The sequence below is a fragment of the Sphingomonas sp. CFBP 13706 genome, from assembly GCF_014842355.1.
Classification (GTDB): Bacteria; Pseudomonadota; Alphaproteobacteria; order Sphingomonadales; family Sphingomonadaceae; genus Sphingomonas; species Sphingomonas aerolata.
Genome location: NZ_JACYVM010000014.1, coordinates 26,128 through 46,869, shown reverse-complemented (window position 1 = coordinate 46,869; position 20,742 = coordinate 26,128). Strand labels below are relative to the sequence as shown.

Sequence of the window (20,742 nt, the reverse complement as noted above, 5' to 3'; positions counted from 1 at the left end):
TCTGAATACATGATTCCTGACACGCCCTAACAGCAAGCGAGATGGCACGGACACCGCAGCATCGATGGTGTTTCAAGAATCTTCATCTTTGACGGTGACACAGTGCAGGCAATGTCAGGCTACCGTCTTGACCGCCGTAGCGAACCGTCGCCGATAATCGGAAGGAGATAAGCCGACAATGCGATGGAATACTTTACGAAAGGCACTAGGGTCGGTGTAGCCCACATCCCAGCCGATTTGGTCGATAGCAAGCCTCGTACCCCGCAGCTTTGTCTTGGCGTTCGATACTCGCAGGCGTTGCCAGTATTCGGTCGTGGTATAGCCGGTCGCTTTTTGAAAGCGGCGTAGAAGTGTTCTTTCCTCAAGGCTGGCTTGAGCTGCAAGCGTTGCCACGTCGACGGTTTTGCCCTCACTATCCTCTAAAAATTCCTGTACCTTCAGTATGGCTTCATCCTTGTGGCCAACGTGGGGACTGAAGCCGCTGTAATAGCTCTGCTCGCGTCCGGGCGGATCAATGAGGAAGCCACGGGCCACTTCTATCATCACGGCATCTCCCATGAACCGCGCGATGATCGTCAAGCAAAGATCGGTCCAGGCCATGACGCCCCCGGCCGTGATGATGTCACCATCGTCGATGACGATCCGGTCGGTTTCGACCCGCGCCAAAGGGAAGCGGCTTCGAAAGCGATCTTCGTAGGTCCAGTGCGTCGTGACGGTTCGGTTGTCAAACAAGCCGGTATCGCCAAGCACGAATGCACCTGAGCAGATGGAGGCCAGCACGGCGCCCTCGGCGTGCCGTTCGAGCAACCAGCTCTTTATATCTGGATCCCTGTCATCATGCGGGCCATCCAACGCCGGTGGCAAAATGCACATCGATGGATCAGTGCTACATGACGCCGAGGAATAAACGCGCTCCAACCGGCCCGTTGCCTTCGCTGCAGCCCAGTGACTGACCACTAGCCTGGATCTGTGCGCTTGCGCCGGCAACGCAGCGGCAATGCGATCGGCAGCAATCAGGAGATCCGTCATGCCCAAAATCGCTGCTTGCTGGGCTCCACGATAGGCAAGGAGAGCAATTTCCATCATGTCATTTCTAACCCGGTTTTTGTCGCTGTCGCCACTCATATAGGCCTGATCATCCTGTTAGACAGGCTCCATACTCAACGGGAGCAATGTTGTGGCCAAACGAGCCCTGATCGTAGTCGATCTGCAGAACGAATATGAAGCCAGTGGCAAGCTGCCGCTGGAGAATCTGGATCAAGCCGTCGCGAATGCGAAGCGTGTCCTTACCGCCGCGCGTGACGGCGAGGAAATGATCGTTCACATTCGTCACGAGACACCGAATTTGGACGCGGTACCTTTTGCGATCGGTACGAGCGGCACCGAAATCATCGCGGCAGTAGCGCCCGTCGATGGTGAAACAACGCTCACCAAGCACTACCCCAACGCCTTTCGCGACACGGGGCTGAAGGCGCTGCTCGATGACGCGAGCGTGCAGGAGGTGATCATCGTCGGCGCGATGAGCCACATGTGCATCGATGCGACGGCTCGCGCAGCGTTCGACTTCGGTTATGCCGTGACCGTCATTGATGATGCCTGTGCCACGCGCGCCTTGTCGATCAACGGCGTCGAGGTCCCTGCGGACCATGTTCATGCCGCCTTCATGGCCGCACTCGCCTTTGCCTACGGTCAGGTAGTCTCCACCGCCGACTTTCTTCCTGCCTGAGCTGGAGCATTACTATGACATCGGAAACTCTGTCCGGCCTCTCTCGCCGCCAGCTTCTGGCAGCCGGTGGTGCCGCTGCCGTTACCCTCAGCGTTGCCCCTTCGCTCAAGGCAGCGCCGTTGCCTGCGCCAAGCACCGGGAACTCGATAGTCCAGATCCGGAACGCGACAATTCGCGTCAACTATGCCGGGGTGCGGTTCCTGGTTGATCCCATGTTTGCGGATCCAGGGGCCTATCCGGGCTTCCCTGGTTCAGCGATGAGCCATCTGCGCAATCCGCTCGTTCCTTTGCCAGTTGCAGTTGCAGACCTTGTCGATGCCGACGCTGTTATAGTTACCCATACGCATATCGATCACTGGGACGACGCCGCGCAGAAGGCACTGCCGAAGGCGATGCCAATCTTCGTTCAGAACGCAACGGACGCTGCCACCATTCGGGGGCAGGGCTTTTCTGATGTGCGGATTATGACGACGGATACGCGCTTCAAGGGTGTTCAACTTGCCCGGACAGGTGGGCATCATGGCGGAGACGCTGTGTTGCGCGCAGTGCCAACGCTCGATCCCGTCAGCGGCGTTGTCTTCCGTCACCAATCGCATAAGTCGGTTTACGTCGTGGGGGACACTATTTGGGATGCAGCCGTGGCGCAGGCGGTCGAGACTTACAAACCCGACGTCATCGTCCTCAACGCGGGGTATGCCCAATGGGTTGATCTGGGGCCGATACTGATGGGTCCACAAGGGGTATTATCCGTCCATCGCGCGGCACCGACCGCTCAGCTCGTCGCGACGCATATGGAAGCAATCAATCACTGTGTCCTTAGTCGGGCCGATCTCGCAGCCTTTGCTAAAAAGGAAGGCTTCGCTCAGCGGCTACTTATCCCCGCCGACGGCGAGAATATTTCGATCTAAGCAAGGCGCCGTGGGCCAACAACGGTGATGCTGCCCCACGGCGTCAGCAACGGCTTGACATGCGGCTAGCGGATTAGTCCTTGATGTCAGCAAGGAGATGGGGATGAAAATCGGGCTTTTCGTATCAGCTTTTGGGATGGCAGTCGCTACTCCCGCGTACGCTGAGCCTACCCGTGTGGTGGTTCGGGTATTGAGTCAGGACGGCAAGTTTGTCGGCGATCATACTGGCGGTGCGCGCATCACCCTCCGCGACGCCAAGTCCGGTAAAACGCTGGCTCAAGGCATTACGAAGGGCGGCACCGGGAACACCGTCCGGATCATGCGAGCGACCGGTCGCTCTCCACTGTTGCAAACCGACGGCGCGGCAACCTTTGATACGATTGTCGACATTGCAGAGCCAACTCTAGTCGATCTCGAGGTGGCTGGACCACTTGGGCGGCTTGGGTCGCTCCTCCAGGTAAAGTCTCAACGATGGATGGTGCCAGGCCAGGCAATCGATATCGGCAATGGCTGGATGGTCGAACTGCCTGGGCTGGCGATTACCCCGACCGCAATGCGCAGCGGCAGTGCCGTGGTGGTTCAAGCTAAGGTCGAGTTGATGTGCGGATGCCCAATCACCCCGGGGGGAGAATGGGATGCATCGGAGTATGTGGTAACAGCATCCGTCTGGTCGGCCGGCAAGAAACTGGTGACAACATCGCTGCCGTTTACGGAATCTCCCGGCGTATTCACCGGCTCAATCGACGTACCATCGTCCACCCCGACGCAGATTTACGTCAGCGCCATCAATACTAAAACCGGAAACTCCGGACTGGTTCTAATACCCAATTTTCAGCGTGACGAACCTCGCAGTGATATAGAGTAGCCGTCACTTTATAATTCTTAAGAAGATCTTTAAAAAAGATTTATTCCCGGTTCAGCTCCCCCATTGGATTAGATGATCAGTAAAGTATGAAAACCTTACTGACATCATCGCGCCGGGTTGCTAGGCTTTAAAAATGCTCTCGATCTTTATCTACGGCGGTGCAGCTATCGCGGAAATTGCCGGTTGCTTCGCCTTTTGGGCGTGGCTTCGCATGTCGAAGTCACCGTTCTGGCTTATTCCCGGCTGCCTCTCGTTGGTGATTTTTGCCTATCTTCTGACCCGCGTTGATAGCGCTGCTGCGGGACGTTCCTATGCCGCCTATGGCGGCATCTACATCACCTTTGCAGTTTTATGGCTCTGGGGAGCGGAAGGTGTCAGGCCTGACCGCTGGGATTTGGTTGGCACGGCACTCTGCATTCTAGGTGCCGGCGTAATCTTCTTTGGACCCCACCGCGCTTAGCGGTCTGCATTCCCGACTGAGAGGGTCAACCAAGCCGCCCAGATGGGACAGGCACAAGGCCCCGCCACCTCCGCGCGACGGTCCCAAGATCTATTGCTGCTAGCGCTTCCCGAATGAGAAATAGCAACGAAGATGAGGAATTACAGGATCTGATGTGTCAGCACCGTTATGCTGGAGGCCAGCAGGTAAGGCCACTAACGTTTACTGCAAATGGCTGGTCAAGCCGACGCTGCGTCTGCGGCGGATGACCAAAGTTGCGTAGGAATGCGCACCGCATGCGCTCCGCATCTGCGAACCCGACAAGCAGCGCGACGGTTCCGACCGGTTCATTCCCGTCGCGGAGACGGATGCGTGCGGCTTCGCAGCGCAGACGTTCGATCGCACGTGCAGGTGATTCACCCGTCTCCTTCCGAAACAGGCGAGTGAATTGACGAACACTAAGGCAGGAAGCCTCAGCAAGCCGATCGACTGATAACGGTTCTGAGAGGTGGTCGCGTGCGTAGGTTAGCGCCTTGCGGATGCGGTCGGTCCGCGGCTCCATCTGGGAGATTGCCGCGTACTGCGATTGTCCACCTGGTCGCCGGTGATACACGACGAGCTCGCGTGATACCGATTTGGCTATTTCTGCGCCGTGATCGACTTCAATGCGTGCCAGCATCAAGTCAATACCAGCGGTCATGCCCGCTGACGTCCAGATCGCACCATCGTTGATGAAAATCCGGTCTGCATCGACCGTCACTCTAGGATATCGATCCTGCAGTCTTTGCGCGAACTGCCAGTGCGTTGTCGCTCGTTTGCCGTCCAGATAGCCCGCAGCGGCAAGTAGGAACGCACCGGTGCAAATGCTTGCGATGCTCGAGGCTTCGGCAGATGCACGCTGAATACCTGCAATGTTGTCAGGTTCCAGCATCGGTTCGATCATGCCCCCCACCACCACGACCGTCTCGACCGGGGACGACCCCGCGAGACGTGCCGCCAGGCTGAGCCCCGCATCACCCAAAACAGTATCGCCGTCTTTGGAGATGAGTTCGATCCGGTAATACTCTGCACCAAGCAAACGGTTTGCCGCAGTCAGAGCCGCCGTTGGCCCGGCCAGATCCAGAAGTTGAAAGCCTTCGCACAGGTAGAAAGCGAACGGCGCTGACATCGTACCTCCTCATGAACCAAGCCAACTCACCTCCTAGGCAAGTTGCTTCCGGACGCATCGGCAAAAGCGACCTATGGCCGAAATTGAGGGATTAATGCCCTACAGCCATCCGTGACGGGGCGGTAGTGCGCTCGTTGCCAACTGACACGTGTGACGGAATCAGCCATGAAGATCACCTCCTACGATGGCATGCTCGCCTCGCTCGCGCCCGAAGGCGTTCCGCCGTTCCACGTTGGTATCCTGATCGGACCCGGCTTCGTGCCGATGGACATCATCGGTGTGCAGACCGTGCTGGCGATGATGCCGGGATCGCAGATCCACTTTATCTGGAAGAACTATGACGTGGTCGAAGGCTTTCGGTCATGGCCGACCGTGCCTACGGCCACCTTCGAGACGTGCCCTCCGCTGGACGTCTTTGCGGTTGGTATGAACCCGCCCGAAGTCCAGAATGATCCAGACGTCATCGCTTTCACCCGGAAGGCGGCTGAAAGCGCGCGATATGTCATCGGCGTCTGCAATGGCGTCGCGCTACTGGGTGCGGCCGGGTTAATCGAGGGCCGGACGGTCGCAAGCAACTTTGCCGCCGAACGGCTTCTCGAGGACCTTGGCGCAGCCAAGGTGCTGGCGTCCGGCTCGGGGGCCGCGGTCGACGGCAATCTCTATACCGCTGGCCCCGGCATCGGTAGCTTCGAGGTGGCGCTGCTGGTTGCGGCAGACGCGTTTGGACGCGAAGCAGGCGAACTAGCGGAGTTCGCGATCGAGTATGACCCGCACCCTCCGTTCCGCACAGGCACCGTGGATGCTGCTTCATCGCAGATGCGAGACGCCGCCCGAGGGATGATCGGACCGATCATCGCTCAGTACCGCCGCTGAGGAGGCGACCCGTCCTGACGGGTCATACCATCGGCAAGTCCTGCTTCAGTCAAAGGATGATTTCATGTCCAAGTTCCTTCTTCCGATCGCAATTGGGTTCGTCGCGCTACTGCCACATGCCGGCAAGGCGCAGGACGCCAGCTTCTACGACTGTCAGAATGACAGGATTCCGATCGCGATCGCGTCGATGCCGTTGGACAAGGCGTTGGCCAAATTCACCAGTGTCACCCGTTGCCCGGTTTCGATCGACACGGATCGGGTAAGAGGCCGCTCGACGCGCAGCATGAAGACCGTGCTGATCAAGGGGCGGTTGACGCCTGAACAGGCACTGGTCCGCATGTTGCGGAATACGCCGCTCAGAGGCCGGATGATCCACGGCGGCTTTTCGGTGAGCAAGTAACCGTGGGTGGCGTCTCGTTCCGGAACGATGGGCCACTGATGGTGACCACTTCGGGGCGAGAAGTTTCGCGCTATCCCCTTGTTTTGCGACTGCTGCACTGGAGCCGTGCGCTGCTGGTTATCGGGTTGCTCGGTGCAGGGTGGTGGATGACCCGGCTCGACGATACGGTTCCGTCAAAATACGGCACGTTCTATCCGACCCACAAGTCGTTCGGGCTGCTGGTCTTCGGCCTCATCGTCACCCAGATCGCGATCCGATTGCGAACTGCGCTGCCGCCACCCGATGCCGCGATTGCCATCTGGGAACAGCGGCTGTCGACCTTGGCCCATACCGCCATGTACGTGCTGCTCGTGGCAGTGCCGTTGATGGGCTACGCTATGTCAAGCAGCTACAGCCATAGTGACGGGGTCACCTTCTTCGGCATTCCCGTTGCGGAGTTGTTGCCCAAGGACGACGCCCACTTCGCGGTTTTCCAGTGGCTGCACCGAGTCATGGCCTACACGCTTCTGGCCTTGATCGGGCTGCATGTCGCTGGTGTCGTGAAGCACCGGTATTTCGACACACGCGCGGGAAGCGATGTCCTGCCGCGAATGTTATAGGCTGCGCCGGAGCCGAAATCATCAAACTCATCCGTGTCGGCAGATAAGCCGGCGTCATCGAGAAGGAGCACCGCATGTCCTACATCATCCATGGCGCGACCGGAGCGCAGGGCGCGCCCCTCTACAAGCAGCTTCTCGCATCCAATCGCGCTGCGCTTGCTGCGGTGCGCGGCCCCGCCAGCGCGCAAGACAGGCCTGCCATCACCGTGGACAACGGTTCGACCAAGTCGCTGATCGCCGCTTACACCGATGCGGACGGCGTGTTCGTACATCTGCCGCAGGCGGCAGAATCCGCGCGGCTGGAACAGGCGAACAACATTGTCGAGGCCATAGGCGTCGCCCGGCCGAAGCGCGTTGTGATCTCAACCAGCGGCGCGATCGTTGATCAGCCCGAAAGCGTACTGCAGGCATCCGCAGACAGTGCTATCGCAACGCTGCTCCGCGGCGTCGCCGACAGCGGCGTGTCTCATGCCGTCATCGCGCCGCGCCAGTATCTGGAAAACCTGCTGCTGCCGATGGTCATCGGGCCGGTGAAGTCGGAAGGCGTGCTGCCCTACCCGATGCGCGAAGACTTCGCCGTGTCGTGGAGTTCACACCTCGATGTGGCAATCGCGGCGGAACGGTTGCTGACCGACCATTCCGTGACTGGCATAGTCGGCATCGGCCATATTCCAGGTCTGACAGGACCGGAACTGGCCCATGCGTTCTCAACGCATCTTGCTCGCGAGATACGGTTCGAGGCGCTGTCTCCCGAAGCATTCGGCGCGCAGCTCGAACCGTTGATCGGTCCTGCTGCCGTGAACATCGCGGGCTTCTATACCACGCTGCTGCAAATGCCTGATAACGTGATGGCTGCCGGCACCAGCGCGCAGGAGCAACTCGGCCTATGCCCGCGCAGCGTGGAGCAGTGGCTAACCGACATGGGCATTTAGGAAGGCGACAAGCCGGCGAATTGGGGGGCGTCAGTTTGGATGCCCCCTCCATCCGCAAGTCAGTCGGCAAGCAACACCGATGTTGGCACGACCTCCGCATAGGCGAAGGCAAGCGCAGCCATGAATGCCGCGTGGACCTGTTGGGCCGGGACGTCCACGCCATCGCTGGCCAGCGCGCGCGTGGCGCAGGCGTCGCCGACAACTGTCACACCGTAGCCGAAATCGAATGCGGCGCGCGCGGTGGCATCGATGCACATGTGGCTCATCGCGCCGACGATCACTACGTCCGTGACGCCCGCCTTTTCCAGGATGTCCTTCAGTCCGGTGTCGCGGAAGGAATTTGGGTAATGCTTGGACAGAATGGTCTCGCCATCGACGGGTGCCATGGCAGCAATGATATCCGTACCGTTCGTGCCGGCCGCGAACGGTGCATCTGCGGAACCTGGGGTCTCGTGGCGGAAGTGGACGATCTGGTCCTGACGGTCCCGCGCGGCAGTGAGGACGCGCTTCGCATTCCCGATGGCCTGGTCCAGGTTCTCCAGTGGTAACTTACCGTCGGCTTGATACTCGTTCTAAAGATCGACCACGATGAGGGCGCGCTTTTCCATTACCTTGCTCCTTTTAGAATCGAACCCTTCTATCGGTCGGCACGCGAGTTTATCAGTGGCAGTGACGATAAAGACCGGGTTGATTGCGACATGATCGAGATTGCCATCGTGATGTACTCGGGCGCACAGCTGGCGGCGGTCCTTGGCATGACCGACTTGCTGATCGCCGCCGATCGCGCGGCGGCGAGGTCGGATCCAGCGTCTGGTGATACGTTGGTCGTGAGCCATTGGGCTGCCATGGGCGCCAGGGGTACGCTGACACGGGTCTATTCCTCGGCTTCTCATGCCACGACTCCATCCATCTGCATCCTTCCCCCCGCACTGGACGGCCGGGCCGACGATACGGAGCCGGTCGTGACGCGTTGGTTGCAAGAACGGCACGCGGACGGCGCCGTACTGACCTCGGTATGCTTGGGCGCGTTCCTGCTTGGCGAAACGGGTCTCCTCAACGGTCGTACCGTAACGACGCACTGGGCCTATGAGGATCGCTTCCGCGCCCGCTTTCCTCAGACGAAGCTCGACACGGATCGGATCGTCATCGACGACGGTGACATCATGACCGCTGGCGGTGTCATGGCGTGGGCGGATCTATGCCTGACGATCATCGACCGGTTTCTCGGTGATGCCGTGATGATCGAGGTGGCGCGCAGCTTTCTGATCGATCCGCCGGGCCGCAGAGCTACTACAGCGGCTTCTGCCCGCACTTCGGTCACAAGGACGATGCGATCCTGAAAGTGCAGGAGTTCCTGCACGGCAGTGAGGGCAGGATCGTCGACGTCCCGACGCTAGCGGCGCAGGCGGGACTGGAGGACCGGACGTTCCTGCGGCGCTTCCAGAAGGCGACCGGCCACACGACGACGGACTATTGGCAGCGCTTGCGGATATCGATCGCGAGAGCGAAGCTGCGTGATACCGGGCTTGCGATCGATCAGATCGGCTGGGAGGTCGGCTACACGGATCCGAGCGCGTTCCGTAAGGTCTTCAATCGGATCGTCGGCCTCTCCCCATCCGGTTACCGACGACGGTTCGCGAGCGGGGATCGGCCGACGACCTGAATGGTGCCCGGGATTACTTCGGTCCGGGATATTCCATGAACAGGGCGACATGACGCGCGGCCTTCGGACCGTAGGTCTTAGTGATGTCGGCCAGCGCGATGTCCAGCGCGCGAGTGGCTTCATGCGCTTCGAGCGGGGCAAGGGTGCGATCGACTTTCGTGGGGCCTCCCGCCACCAGATCGGGCAGGAGGACCAGCCCGTGTGCAAGTCGCATGGGAGCTCCGCTTGCCGCGACGGCGTAGGCCATCGTGTTCCCCGTCCGGCTGTAGGATTCCGCGGTCAACGCCAGCGCGATCTCGTCGTCTCCCGTCTTTACCGGGATGCCGAGCTTGACGTCGGGCTTCGCATCGCGTGCCGGCATGTCCGCATTACCCGGATCGGACTGGAACGCGTCGCTGTCATGCTTCGAACTCCAGCCGTCGATGCCGACGTCGCGTGCGACCTGGGCGGCCTTGGCGGGACCGGCGATAGCCTCGACGAGCGCGATCGAGGTCGGCATCGAGGCACTGACGCCGGCACTGGAGACCACTTTGCCGTCAGCGACGTAGCGGATGTTCTTCTGCCAATTCACGTTCGGAAAACGCCGTACCCGCATCTCTTCGTTGCTGTAGTGCGAGGTCGCCCGGTGGCCGTCGAACAGGCCGGTGTTGGCGACCGCCATGGCACCGTAGCAGATGCTGATCACGGTGCAGCCCTTGCCGGCCTGCGCCTTGATCCACCGCAGCAGGCCCGCATCACTGTCGTTTTCGACGGCCGGAACGAAGATGTAATCAGCGCCCTCGGGATGGCTCTTGTCGAATTCGTCCACGGTCGTCTGCAGCTGGAAGGTGAGCGGCTGCATCTTCACCGGACCAGGGGTCACCGACACCGATACGACGTCGGCCACGCCCGAGCGTGCCATTACGCCGAACGGAATGCAGAAATCGCTGATGATCGTGCCCTCGTTCAAGCCGACGATGGCGACGAGAGGCTTCGAGCGACCGAACCTTGGTTTGTACGGCGCTATTCTCTCCGGATTTGGGTTCTTGGAGGCGTCGAAGAGCGAGGATGTCTTGGCGGCCTGTCCGGCGGTCGCGGCCCTGCCAGCGAGTGCGAGCCCACCTAGTGTCACGGCTGCGGAGATGAGCGCTGTCCGTCGATTGAAGTCTTGCATGGGGATTCCTGATTGCCACCTATGCGACGATCTGTCTGCCGACGAAACGGTGGCGTAAAGGACTTGGATCACTGGTTTTGCGCCATCGGGCACTTGGTTCTCAAAATTGGTGTCGTACAAGCCGAGCGTATGCGCTCGGTAGCGGTACATCGGGTCAACGAGGCACCTACCTGTTCATAGGACTGAAATGACAGTCCGTTAGAGAGGATTGCCGTCACGGCATGCGGCCCGCGACGGCCATCTCGCATACATAAGGATCAAGCGAATGCGTACCTCCATCGCCCGACTGGTAATTCCAACATTGGCTGTGATGGTGACCGGCATTGGCGCCAACGTCAGCGCTCAGGGTCTGCAGTATGACTGCCGGAATGAACCGGTCGCCATCGCCATCCCGGGTGATCGACTGGACCGGGCGATCAACCAGCTGCGCCTCACGACCAGGTGCCCGATTTCCGGCACGAAGCTGGCCAAGGGCAAGCGCTCAAAGCCGGTCGTCGGCACCATGGTGCCTCAACAGGCGTTGCAGGCCATGCTGGACGGTACGGGATTGCAGATGCGATCGATCAAGGGCGGATTCGAAATCGTCCGCGTTCCCCGCAACTGAACGTCAACGCCGAAAGGAGCATTGATCCGGGCTCATTCCCAGCCCGGTCATGCTTTCGAGGATGCCGATCACAGCGTTGGGTGAACCGAAAGCCCCATCCACGCCGCCATCGCGATCATCATCAGGTTCTCGGTCAGCGACAGGAAGCCGAGCGGAACGTTGCTTGATCCGCCGACACACGCGCACTTGAGATCACGTCGGTCGATATATACGGCTTTGACCACGGACACCGCGCCGACCGTACCGATGACCAGCGCGATCGGCACCGACAGCCAGGTCAACACCCCTGCGATCATCAGTACGCCCGCCAGTCCTTCGGCGAACGGATAGACGTACGAATACGGCACCCAGCGCTTCGCCAGCAGGTCGTAGTTGAGGAACATCGTAGCGAAGCTCTCGATGTTCTGGAGCTTCAACAAGGCCAGTACCGTCATGCTGAACCCGATGAACCACGCCGCAGCCTGCAGCGTGAACGGCGTGGCATATACCGCGTGGCTGACAGCCAGAGCCATCGACGCGGTGATGGCGAACAATGCCGCTACGGGCCGGTAGGTGGTCGCCTTGGGATCGGCGACGGTCTTGCCGAGATGTCGGCGCAGATCGTCGTATCCACCGACCCGTTCACCGCCGATGAAGGTCTGCGGCGTCGTCCTCACACCGTATTGCGCCTTGAACGCATCGGTATCGGCGCGCGTGCGCAACCAGCGATCCTCCACGGCGTAGCCCTCTCGGCGCAGCAGGTCCTTCGCCTTCAAGCCATAGGGACACACGTGCTGGTCCATCACCATGCGGTAGAGAACGGCTTGGCGGGGTTCGCCGATCAACGTCATTTGCAGTGGCCTTCGTGTAGCATCATTGAACTGTCACCTATATAGGGTCCGTACCATGGTACGGAGTCAAGGGATGCCTGGATTGTCCATTGCCGGGCTGGCGCGCGCGGCCGATGTGGGCGTCGAGACGGTGCGCTACTATCAACGGCGTGGCCTTCTCGAGACGCCGGCTCGACCGGACGGGTGCGGCCAGTCGGGGAGTATCCGGCGCTATGACAACGACGATGTTCGTAGGCTTCGGTTCATCCGTTCCGCGCAGGCAGCCGGTTTCACGCTTGAGCAGATCGGCGAACTGCTGGCGCTCGATGCCACCGAGGATCGGGCAAGGGTCCGGGCGCTCGCGAAGGAGCGGCTCGTTGCGCTGGGCTTGCAGATCGAGGCGCTGAAAAAGGCACGGGACTCGCTTCGACGGCTAGCACGCGAATGCGCCAGCGGTTCCGCCGGACCGTGCCCGATCCTGACCTCGTTCGATCACGCCGGAGGATGAAAGCCGTGAAACCTTCCGCAAGATCGTAAGGTAGAGCTGAGCTCGATCCGGATATCACTTCCCCTCGAGTGTCTTCAGATAGTTTTCGTGGTCCTGCGCCGTGCCTACGAAGCGCTTCATGCGAGCCAGGTGCTCGGGAGGCAGTTCGGCTTCCGCCTTGGCAAGCTGGTCAGCGATCCAGCCGGCGTTGAAGTCGGGCACGCCGGCGCGCTTCAGATTCTCCGCCCGCCTGATGGAGTCACCGCTGCAGAGCACCAGCATCCAACCGTACGTTCCCCGCTCGAACAAGGCCCGACCGCCAAAGTCGCCTTGGGTCCAGTCCGCGATCGCGTGATCGCCGCTTATGACGACCGGACCAAGCTCGATCGGAAACCGCGCACTCCCGAAGTGCGCTTCGGTTGCCTGGGCGATGCGTCCCCTGTCGACGACCGTGTTCGGAATGCCGCAGCCGGCGAGCGCAAAAGCGCTCGCCATTCCCAAGAATCTACGCATCGATCAGCCGCTTCAGTCTGGCAACCGCCTGAGCCTCCGGTTCCTTCGCGTCCATCGTGTCGACGAATTGCCCGTCACGATCGAACAGGAGTATCCTTGCCGTGTGGTCGATCGTGTAATCGCCGTTCGGCAGCGGCACACGTTCGACATAGATCTTGAACGACTTCTCCATCCGCTTCAGCTCGGCTGGGTCTCCGGTCAGACCGATCACCGGCGCATCGAACATCGAGAGGAAGCTGGCGATGTCCTCCTTCTTGTCGTGCTCGGGATCGACCGAGACGAACACGACGTTCATCTTGTCCGCGCCGGTCCCGATCCGCTTGCGGAGCAGTTCCATGCGCGCCATCGTCGTCGGGCACACATCCGGGCAACGCGTGAAGCCGAAGAAGATCGCGTAGGGCTTGCCCTTGAGCGTTTCGTTGGTGACCGTCTTCCCCTTGGTGTCGACCAGTGTGAACGACCCGCCCGGTCCCGCGCGTTGCGATGTCGTGGCGCTATTGCCGGAGGCATTGGGTTGGCGCGAACATCCCGTGACGGTCACGACCAGCCCGAGCGTGAGGGCGGTTGCCAGAGCGGTACCGCGCAGCAGACCGCGCGTGCGTGGATCCGACATCACTTGTGCCCCCCACGCTGCGCGGCCGGCGCTGAGTCCCCCGCCCCGCCGATGACGAACTGCACGGTCACTGTTCCCGCCCGTGCGAAACGCAGCGTCGCCGGAACCCGTTCGCCTGCCTTGAGGGGAGACTTCAGGCCGATCAGCATGATGTGATTGCCGCTCGGTGCGAGCGTCGCAGTGCCGCCTGCCGGCACTGCGAGACCATCGACGAGCTGGCGCATCCGCATGACCCCGCCGTCCATCGACATGGTGTGGATCTCGACGCGTTCCGCGCGCGGCGACGTGGCGGAAATAAGCCGGTCTCCTCGCGCTCCGGCGTTGCGGATCGTCAGGAAGCCCGCCCCTACCGTGGCACGGGGCGACGTAGCCCGCGACCAGGGCTGCGAGATGGTGAGCGAGCCCTTGCGGACGTCCTGCGCTAGGGCAGGGGCGGCGAGCGTGGCGACGAGCGCCAGCGCGATGCGATAGGTCATTCTAATTCCTTTTATAGGGGGTCAGCGCGCACGCGCAGCGGCGAAGCGGTCCGAAACCGCCTTCCAATTCACCACCCGCCACCAGCCATCGAGATAGTCGGCGCGGCGGTTCTGGTATTTGAGGTAATAGGCGTGTTCCCACACGTCGTTGCCCAGCACCGGAATGCCCTTCACCTCGGCGACATCCATCAGCGGATTATCCTGGTTGGCGGTGGAGGTGATGGCGAGCGTGCCATCCGACTTCACCACGAGCCAGACCCAGCCCGAACCGAACCGCTTCGTACCGGCCCCCCTGAAAGCGACCTCGAACGCAGCGAGCGAACCGAACTGGTGGTCGATCGCGGCTGCGAGCTCGGCGGAGGGCTGCCCGGTCCGTGCGGCGGGCGCCATCGTCTCCCAGAAGAAGCGGTGGTTCCAATGACCGCCGGCGTTGTCGCGGACGACCGGGGGGAGGGTACCGGCCTTCGCCACCAACGCCTCCAGCGATCGGCCGGCAAGCGACGGATCGGCCGACACGGCCTTGTTGAGCGCATCGACATAGGCCTGATGATGCTTGTCGTGGTGGATCGTCATCGTCTGAGCGTCGATCGCAGGATCGAGCGCGTCGGCGGCATAGGGGAGGGCGGGAAGCGAGAACGGTGCCGGCGCGACTTGCGCGAACGACGGCACCGGCGCGCACAGGGCGATCGCCCCGAAGAACAGGCTGCGAAACATTGATGATCTCCTTCTCGCGAAAGGCTCCGTCGATCGTGCGCGGGGGGCCGGTTGCCGACATGGCGTCGGCGCCTCCCGGTCAGTCGATCGACGTGACGAGGCTGCACGCACACCCGGTCATGTGCCGGGTGCACGGTGACAGTGCCGCTGCATCCGGCCATGCCGGTGAGCGGACGATCGTCAGTTCAGCGAGAGCGGTGGTCCACGCAGCGGTGGGCGCAGATACGGATGTGGTTGCAGCGTCGCCCCGGGCGCTGTCAGCAAGGCCGACGCGGCGACGATGGCGAGGGCGGCCAACAGGATGACGGGATCGACGGCGCCGAGGATCTGTGCGGAAAGACCGGCATAGGCGCAGGGCATCTCGGTCTTGCCGTGATCGGTAGACGGCGCGTGGTCGGGCATCGCTGCCTTCATCGTAGCCATGTCGTCGCCCATTCCGGGCATCGCCATCGCTTCGGTCGTCATGCCCGAGCAAGTAACTATGGTGATCGCACCGCGGTCGTTCGCGATCATGTACCCGGTCGGAACGAGCAGCTTCAACAGCAGCACAGCGACACATAGCAGCACGGCAAGATGACGTTGAGCAAGGAGGCGGCGGATCGCGGGCACGACGGAGAGCTATCGTGATCAGGAAGCTGTGTCACTTGGGCATTGTGCCCTAGTGACACGAGGGTTTCCGTCATTAGTCCACGCGGTGGACAGGTGCTGGGTTCAGCCCCGGCCGAGGTGGTTATGACGATACGATCCGAAGTGCGATTACGGTGCCGCGGTGCGGGCGGGGGATGTACGGTGTGATGCCGGCGCCTCGCACGCCCGGACGTCTTCGACCTTGCGGTATCCCATGTCGGCGACCGCATCGATCCGCTCGACTTCAAGCAACCCCTTTCCGCACTGGCGGCGGGTGCCAGCAGGCCCATGTCGTTGCAGGCGTTGGTGACGTGCTGTTCGACGGTCAGTCTGTGCTTGGCATCGACGCTAGCTGCGCGTGGTAACGACCGTCACTTTCGAATGTGCGACCATCAAGCCCGCGTCGGGATCGGTGAGCGAAATCGGCCCTTCGTCGCTCTCCTCGAACTGGCCGAGCAGCGCGGCAATTACCCGACGCTGCTCGCGCAGTTTGGCCGCAGCCGCTCTGCGGCTAACCGTTAAGGAACGTCGTTGAACACATGGCTCCAGATGTAGTCCGCGATATCGACGTCGGCGTTGCCGTAGACTTCGTGGAATGCGTACGCGATCGATACCAGTCCGACGCGCGTACCACCCCGGCATTCCGTGAAGGTCTCGTCCCGGCTGAGGCCCTTCAACTGGGTGCGCACGGGTTCGCCACTGCATCCGTCGAGGCCGGCCCAGGTCGCCAGGCTCTTGCGGGCCCCTTGGAAGCCGAAAAGGCCGACGCCGTAATAGCTGACGATCTCGTCCGCCGTGCCGTGAAACTCGACCACGGTGATCGGACGAATCGGGCGGCAGTCCGTCGTAGTGTTCAACGGGAAGGACACGGGCGCCGCGGCGTGGAAGACATCGGATGCCTCACACGCCATCCGCTGGGTCATAGATCCGCCGTTCGAATGTCCGGTAACATAGGTTCTGGTGCGGTCGATGCGGCCTTGTGCCTGAAGCCGGGCGACCAAGGCGCGCAGATAGCCGACGTCATCGATGTTCTGCTTAGCGGAATCGCCACAGCATCCATAGCCGTTCCAGCCCTTGTTAAGCGCCTCCGGCCAGACGGCGACGAAACCGCGACGGTCCGACTGGGCTAGCTGTCCGGACTTTCCCTGCTGCTTCTTTGCGCTGCCGAGATAGCCATGAAGATCCATCAGCAACGGCACCGCGGTGTCACCCGCATAGGTGGCCGGAACGTGGACCAGGTAGCTGCGGGTCCGTCCCGCCCACTCCATCGTGCAGCTATAGTCGCCGGGCGTCAGCGCATCGGAGCATCCGTCCTGCGCGCTGGCTGGCGTTGCCCAGAGGAAGAGGCTCGCGGCGATCGTGAACAGCGTGGGGCGCCAGCGTGCAGCGCGATTGTACAGGGTGAAGCGCGTCATGGGTCGTCTCCTGGAGAGGTTCGTCAGTGATCGTTCTGCGCAAGCCGCCATTCCGAATCGGTGGGCGCTCTAAGCGGAGTATGCTGGGGCATCGGAGCGGGCGGCAGCGGTCGCAGACCGCCGTCGTTGTCGAGCGCGGCTGCGGAAACCGAAAAACGGGGACCATCCGCGACCGCAGTTCGGGCGGCATTCCGTAGACGAGCCGGTTGGGCTGCCGGCGCGCCATCGATCACCACCACTGCCACGTTCGCCGTTTCCGTGGCGGACGGCTCACCGCAGCTCGACACGATCAGCGTGGCCGCGGCGATCAGTCGGGCCGGCTCACGCACGATGGCTGGATTCGATTGGCGGCCCTTCGGAAACACCGAGCCGGGAGTCGGCAAGCCCGACGTACAGCCACCAGCGTTCTTGGAAGGCGACTAGCCCCTGCGCGAAACACACGTTGCCGACCTGACCCGCCGCTTCCGCTGGATCAATACGCTGGAACGGGTCGGCCAGACGTCCGATCACCGCGGTCGGATCGTTTCCGTCGAACAGCATCTGGCCGGGCTGATAGGCGAAGGGAGGCGCATCCCCGACCCCGCCGTCGAAGTGGTTCGTGCCGTTGTAGATCAGGACGATGCCGGCCTGGGTCAGCACGGCTGGCGGTCCCGGTTCGGTCAGTAGAGAATCGAAGCGGTGACGACGGGGGCCGGCGATCGCGCGCAGTCCGTTGGGACCGGGCACTCGATCAAGGACCCAGTGACCCATCGGCCCGTTCGACGTCGGGTCCCAAGTCAAGTAGCGGTCCGGCGAGGTCTCCGCTTCGAGCGGGGTCCACCGGATGAGGTTCGTCGACGTTGCGGCGAAGACCATGCCTTCGCCCCAGTACATCCAGTATCGGCCATCGATCTTCGCCGCGACCAGCACGCCGCCGACGAGCATCGTCACTATTGCGCCAGCTTTGGTAGGGCGACGTACGTAGGGAGATTCTGCGAAGGCGGGACCGTGCTTGGTCCAATTACGAAGGTCGGGCGAGGTCGCCACGAACAGACATCCTGCCTTGCCGTCGAACGCCGTGTACGTGCATACGTAGCCACCCTCTGGCGAGGCGACGACACGTGGGTCTTCGATGCCGCCCGGCCACTCCCACGCCTGCCAACGGTCGTCTGTGGGGAACAGGACGGGTTCCGGGTCGAGATCGAAGTGAAGACCGTCGCTGCTGGTCGCGAGGCCAATGCGCGACGTGCCTGCATATCGCCCCTCGACGTCCTCCCCGCGCACCAGCAGGCAGATACGCCCATCATGCACCACTGCACCGGGGTTGAAGATGTCTTTTTCGGCCCAGGCAACGGTCTTGCCAGATACGGGGCAGGGAAACGTCGCGTGGGACCGTTCCTCAAGGATCCGGCTGGGCGGCGCGAACGGACCGATCGCCCAGTACGGCAGTGAGACGTCGTTCGTCATGCGAAACTCCTGGTTGCGATCGTGACGGCGGTCGTTCGAGCCATCAGGATCGCGCCATCGAGTCCGGCATGCTGCAGCTTCGCGGAGCGGATGAAGTCGTCCGCGCCCGCGACGGGACCGACGCCGTAGCCGCCGAATGCGTCCGCATAGGCCGCGCGTACCGCCGCGAGCATCGTCGGCGCGGTACCCACGCCGCCCCCGACGACGATACGGTGAGGTGACCAAGCCAGCACGATGGCCGCCAATAGCTGAGCCAGGTAGTCGGCGATCAGTTCGCGCACGTCCGGCCGATCCGCGAGCGTCTCTTCGGGACGAAGCCGAAGAGCGACGGCGGGACCGGCGGCAAGTCCCTCCGCGCAGTCGGCATGGAACGGACAGGTTGAAGGCGTCGCATCGCCTGGTCGCCGGACGAGTCGCAGATGACCGATCTCGGGATGCATCGCGCCGTGCAACGCGCCGGTCGCACTGACCAGACCTGCCCCGATCCCGGTGCCGATGGTGATGTAAGCGACGCTGGAGCAACCCCGTCCTGCGCCCCGTGCGCGTTCGGCTAAGGCGGCAGCGTTCACGTCCGTGTCGATCGCCACGGGCACGCCCAGCGCCTGCGTCAGATCTGCGCGCAGGTTGCTGCCGGTCCAGCCGGGCTTGGCGGTATCGAGCATCCGGCCGTAATCAGGATGGTGGGGGTCGATCAGCAATGGGCCGAAGGCCGCCATGCCGACTGCTGTCAGGGGATCCTGCGTCTCGTCGGTTTCCGCGACGAACGCGGTGAGGTCCCTGGACGCCGCTGCGGGAGTTGTCGTCGCCCAGCGCCGCTCCGCGCGGGTGACGCCCTGCGCGGATACGAGGCGAGCGACGATCTTGGTACCGCCGGTCTCGATGCCTAGCCAGCTCATGCCGCAGTCTCCGATGCGTGGGACGTGGCGTCCTGCCGCCGCTGAATCAGATCCCGCAGGATGGCGGAATGCTTGCGCGCATCGAGACGGTAGAAGAGGCAGGTCGATGCGGCGGCTAGCGCCAGCAGACCGGCACCCGGCCCGTTGATGATGCCGATCCACCTAACGGTATCTGCTCCCAGCGCCGCATGGCCGCTTCCCGTGCTCTGGAAGCCTATCGCCTGCAGCGCGACCCCTGCGACCAAGGAGCCGATCCCGGCCGCCGCCTTGGTGGCGAAGGCCCAGCCCGCGAAGTACAGACCTTCCCGTCGAGCGCCGAAGAGATGCTCGTGTTCGTCGGCGGCGTCCGCCATCATCGACGCGAACGAGATCGCCGCGGCGGCCATCAGAGCGCCCCCGACGAAGACCGTCACGCCAAGGATCGTGACCATGGCACGACCTTCGAACGGGAACAGCCCAACGAGACGCAGCGCCGTGGGCAGCGACGTCGACAGCGAGAGGCCGACCATCCCGATCAGCAGTACGGTCCGCTTCTCCATGCGCTTCAGCATCGGCCCGGCCAGCGGTGCGCCGAGCAGCAGCCCGCTGAACAGCGACAGCGTCACCGACTGCATCTGGCTTGGCGTCATGCGCCAGAAGTACGTGTTGGAATGGAGCCCGAGCGTGCTGTGGATCGCCAACGACGTGAAGAGGAGCAGCGCGCCGACGAACAAGGTGCGGAATGACTGGTTGCCGAAGATCTCAGCAACCTCACCCGCAAGCCGCTCATGGATGCGCCGTGTACCTGGCAGCGGAGGATGCTGGCGATCCCGCATCGTCAACAGCGCACGCATGGCGATCAATGCGCCGACGCCAGCTATAACCGCTAAGGTGAGGGCGAGAGGCGTGTAGCCCGCGCGTCGTGATGGTCCCTCGACGCCGCCGAGGAATACGCCGAAGCCCAGCACTACGGCGCTGAGCGCACCTGCCATCGCTCCGCCCCAACGCCAGACGGCGATCGACGATCGCTCGGCATAGTCGTCGCTGAGTTCCGCGCCGACCGCGTTGTAAGGGAGGAGAAACAGCGAGATCGAGATGCGCAGGCCGATCGACAGAACCGTCAGCCAAGCGAATATCGCGACGGTGCTCCAGCCCGCGGGCAGGGAGAATATCAGGACCAGGAACAGCATCGTTCCTGGCAATCCGGCCGCCATGAATGGCAGTCGACGCCCGAACCGCGAATGCCAACCATCCGAAAGCGAGCCGATCAGCGGATCGACAAGCGCGTCGACGACGAGCCCGGCGGCTAACGCGATGCCCGCCAACGCGGCCGGCACGCCGACGACCGTGGTCACGTAGAAGAAGAGGAAGATGGTGACGCCCTGACTGGCGATCCCGTCAAGCAGCGCACCGGCTGCATAGCCGAGCTTCAAATGC

General features: G+C 62.3%; 27 protein-coding genes. 12 read left to right on the top strand and 15 right to left on the bottom strand.

What is annotated here, in order from left to right; all coding sequences use genetic code 11:
• Nucleotides 1-114: 114 nt before the first annotated feature.
• Complete coding sequence (locus tag IFS44_RS18185) at nt 115-1,125, bottom strand: GlxA family transcriptional regulator (protein WP_244647509.1); 1,011 nt, start codon at nt 1,123-1,125, stop codon at nt 115-117.
• Between the two features lie 52 nt (nt 1,126-1,177).
• Between IFS44_RS18185 and IFS44_RS18180 the strand changes: the two genes are divergently transcribed.
• The 4 genes from IFS44_RS18180 (at nt 1,178) to IFS44_RS18165 (ending at nt 3,959) form a co-directional block, all read left to right on the top strand.
• Nucleotides 1,178-1,726: an isochorismatase family protein gene (locus tag IFS44_RS18180; RefSeq protein ID WP_192003458.1), complete on the top strand. Its 549-nt coding sequence runs from the start codon at nt 1,178-1,180 to the stop codon at nt 1,724-1,726.
• 14 nt (nt 1,727-1,740) lie between these two features.
• A complete protein-coding gene (locus IFS44_RS18175; protein WP_192003459.1) occupies nt 1,741-2,634 on the top strand; it encodes an MBL fold metallo-hydrolase in 894 nt (297 codons plus the stop codon).
• 103 nt (nt 2,635-2,737) lie between these two features.
• Nucleotides 2,738-3,499, top strand: coding sequence for a hypothetical protein (locus IFS44_RS18170; protein ID WP_192099523.1), 762 nt, complete (start codon nt 2,738-2,740; stop codon nt 3,497-3,499).
• Nucleotides 3,500-3,632: 133 nt separating this feature from the next.
• Nucleotides 3,633-3,959, top strand: coding sequence for a YnfA family protein (locus tag IFS44_RS18165; RefSeq protein WP_192003461.1), 327 nt, complete (start codon nt 3,633-3,635; stop codon nt 3,957-3,959).
• A gap of 166 nt (nt 3,960-4,125) precedes the next feature.
• Here IFS44_RS18165 and IFS44_RS18160 read toward each other — a convergent pair whose 3' ends face one another.
• Nucleotides 4,126-5,106: a GlxA family transcriptional regulator gene (locus IFS44_RS18160; RefSeq protein ID WP_192003462.1), complete on the bottom strand. Its 981-nt coding sequence runs from the start codon at nt 5,104-5,106 to the stop codon at nt 4,126-4,128.
• 165 nt (nt 5,107-5,271) lie between these two features.
• Here IFS44_RS18160 and IFS44_RS18155 point away from each other — a divergent pair, with 165 nt between their 5' ends.
• The 4 genes from IFS44_RS18155 to IFS44_RS18140 all read left to right on the top strand — a co-directional run bounded on the left by IFS44_RS18155 (nt 5,272) and on the right by IFS44_RS18140 (nt 7,910).
• Nucleotides 5,272-5,979: a DJ-1/PfpI family protein gene (locus tag IFS44_RS18155; protein WP_192071795.1), complete on the top strand. Its 708-nt coding sequence runs from the start codon at nt 5,272-5,274 to the stop codon at nt 5,977-5,979.
• Nucleotides 5,980-6,043: 64 nt separating this feature from the next.
• On the top strand, nt 6,044-6,379 hold the full coding sequence (locus IFS44_RS18150) for an STN domain-containing protein (protein WP_192071794.1): 336 nt from the start codon (nt 6,044-6,046) through the stop codon (nt 6,377-6,379).
• A 38-nt stretch (nt 6,380-6,417) separates the two neighbouring features.
• Nucleotides 6,418-6,978, top strand: coding sequence for a cytochrome b (locus IFS44_RS18145; protein ID WP_192099522.1), 561 nt, complete (start codon nt 6,418-6,420; stop codon nt 6,976-6,978).
• Between the two features lie 74 nt (nt 6,979-7,052).
• Complete coding sequence (locus IFS44_RS18140; RefSeq protein ID WP_192099521.1) at nt 7,053-7,910, top strand: SDR family oxidoreductase; 858 nt, start codon at nt 7,053-7,055, stop codon at nt 7,908-7,910.
• A gap of 59 nt (nt 7,911-7,969) precedes the next feature.
• Here IFS44_RS18140 and IFS44_RS18135 read toward each other — a convergent pair whose 3' ends face one another.
• Entirely contained in the window at nt 7,970-8,443 is a 474-nt protein-coding gene (locus IFS44_RS18135; RefSeq protein WP_244647520.1) for a cysteine hydrolase family protein, read from the bottom strand.
• Between the two features lie 27 nt (nt 8,444-8,470).
• Here IFS44_RS18135 and IFS44_RS22390 point away from each other — a divergent pair, with 27 nt between their 5' ends.
• Together IFS44_RS22390 and IFS44_RS22385 are read left to right on the top strand one after the other, a co-directional pair.
• A complete protein-coding gene (locus IFS44_RS22390; RefSeq protein ID WP_244647510.1) occupies nt 8,471-9,250 on the top strand; it encodes a GlxA family transcriptional regulator in 780 nt (259 codons plus the stop codon).
• Nucleotides 9,251-9,252: 2 nt separating this feature from the next.
• Nucleotides 9,253-9,573, top strand: coding sequence for a helix-turn-helix domain-containing protein (locus tag IFS44_RS22385; protein ID WP_342366485.1), 321 nt, complete (start codon nt 9,253-9,255; stop codon nt 9,571-9,573).
• 13 nt (nt 9,574-9,586) lie between these two features.
• Here the strand turns inward: IFS44_RS22385 and IFS44_RS18125 are convergent, their stop codons facing one another.
• Nucleotides 9,587-10,846, bottom strand: coding sequence for a DJ-1/PfpI family protein (locus IFS44_RS18125; RefSeq protein ID WP_192099520.1), 1,260 nt, complete (start codon nt 10,844-10,846; stop codon nt 9,587-9,589).
• Between the two features lie 145 nt (nt 10,847-10,991).
• On the opposite strand from IFS44_RS18125, the gene IFS44_RS18120 reads away from it, so the two are divergent.
• A complete protein-coding gene (locus tag IFS44_RS18120) occupies nt 10,992-11,330 on the top strand; it encodes an STN domain-containing protein (RefSeq protein ID WP_192099519.1) in 339 nt (112 codons plus the stop codon).
• A 68-nt stretch (nt 11,331-11,398) separates the two neighbouring features.
• Here IFS44_RS18120 and IFS44_RS18115 read toward each other — a convergent pair whose 3' ends face one another.
• A complete protein-coding gene (locus IFS44_RS18115; protein ID WP_244650422.1) occupies nt 11,399-12,160 on the bottom strand; it encodes a glutaredoxin family protein in 762 nt (253 codons plus the stop codon).
• A 73-nt stretch (nt 12,161-12,233) separates the two neighbouring features.
• Between IFS44_RS18115 and IFS44_RS18110 the strand changes: the two genes are divergently transcribed.
• Nucleotides 12,234-12,647 (top strand): MerR family transcriptional regulator, encoded by a 414-nt coding sequence (locus tag IFS44_RS18110; protein ID WP_192099518.1) that lies wholly within the window; start codon nt 12,234-12,236, stop codon nt 12,645-12,647.
• Between the two features lie 54 nt (nt 12,648-12,701).
• On the opposite strand, the gene IFS44_RS18105 is transcribed toward IFS44_RS18110, so the two are convergent.
• The 10 genes from IFS44_RS18105 to IFS44_RS18065 all read right to left on the bottom strand — a co-directional run bounded on the left by IFS44_RS18105 (nt 12,702) and on the right by IFS44_RS18065 (nt 20,738).
• Nucleotides 12,702-13,121 carry a copper uptake system-associated protein gene (locus IFS44_RS18105; protein ID WP_192099517.1) on the bottom strand — a complete coding sequence of 140 codons (420 nt, stop codon included), beginning with the start codon at nt 13,119-13,121 and terminating at the stop codon, nt 12,702-12,704.
• 10 nt (nt 13,122-13,131) lie between these two features.
• Complete coding sequence (locus IFS44_RS18100; protein ID WP_192099516.1) at nt 13,132-13,752, bottom strand: SCO family protein; 621 nt, start codon at nt 13,750-13,752, stop codon at nt 13,132-13,134.
• Nucleotides 13,752-14,228 (bottom strand): copper chaperone PCu(A)C, encoded by a 477-nt coding sequence (locus tag IFS44_RS18095; RefSeq protein WP_192099515.1) that lies wholly within the window; start codon nt 14,226-14,228, stop codon nt 13,752-13,754. The genes IFS44_RS18100 and IFS44_RS18095 overlap by 1 nt, the downstream gene beginning before the upstream one ends.
• A gap of 21 nt (nt 14,229-14,249) precedes the next feature.
• Complete coding sequence (locus IFS44_RS18090; protein ID WP_192099514.1) at nt 14,250-14,942, bottom strand: superoxide dismutase; 693 nt, start codon at nt 14,940-14,942, stop codon at nt 14,250-14,252.
• Nucleotides 14,943-15,122: 180 nt separating this feature from the next.
• Complete coding sequence (locus IFS44_RS18085) at nt 15,123-15,551, bottom strand: DUF2946 family protein (RefSeq protein ID WP_342366484.1); 429 nt, start codon at nt 15,549-15,551, stop codon at nt 15,123-15,125.
• 536 nt (nt 15,552-16,087) lie between these two features.
• Nucleotides 16,088-16,984, bottom strand: a complete 897-nt coding sequence (locus IFS44_RS18080) for an alpha/beta hydrolase family esterase (protein ID WP_192099513.1) — start codon at nt 16,982-16,984, stop codon at nt 16,088-16,090.
• Between the two features lie 23 nt (nt 16,985-17,007).
• On the bottom strand, nt 17,008-17,313 hold the full coding sequence (locus tag IFS44_RS21935) for a hypothetical protein (protein ID WP_192239511.1): 306 nt from the start codon (nt 17,311-17,313) through the stop codon (nt 17,008-17,010).
• Nucleotides 17,306-18,430 carry a glycoside hydrolase family 130 protein gene (locus IFS44_RS18075; protein ID WP_192099512.1) on the bottom strand — a complete coding sequence of 375 codons (1,125 nt, stop codon included), beginning with the start codon at nt 18,428-18,430 and terminating at the stop codon, nt 17,306-17,308. The genes IFS44_RS21935 and IFS44_RS18075 overlap by 8 nt, the downstream gene beginning before the upstream one ends.
• On the bottom strand, nt 18,427-19,326 hold the full coding sequence (locus tag IFS44_RS18070; RefSeq protein WP_192099511.1) for an ROK family protein: 900 nt from the start codon (nt 19,324-19,326) through the stop codon (nt 18,427-18,429). Before IFS44_RS18070 ends, IFS44_RS18075 begins: the two co-directional genes overlap by 4 nt.
• The gene (locus IFS44_RS18065) at nt 19,323-20,738 is read right to left on the bottom strand and encodes an MFS transporter (RefSeq protein ID WP_197977946.1); all 1,416 of its coding nucleotides are present in this window, start codon (nt 20,736-20,738) and stop codon (nt 19,323-19,325) included. Before IFS44_RS18065 ends, IFS44_RS18070 begins: the two co-directional genes overlap by 4 nt.
• Nucleotides 20,739-20,742 lie beyond the last annotated feature (4 nt).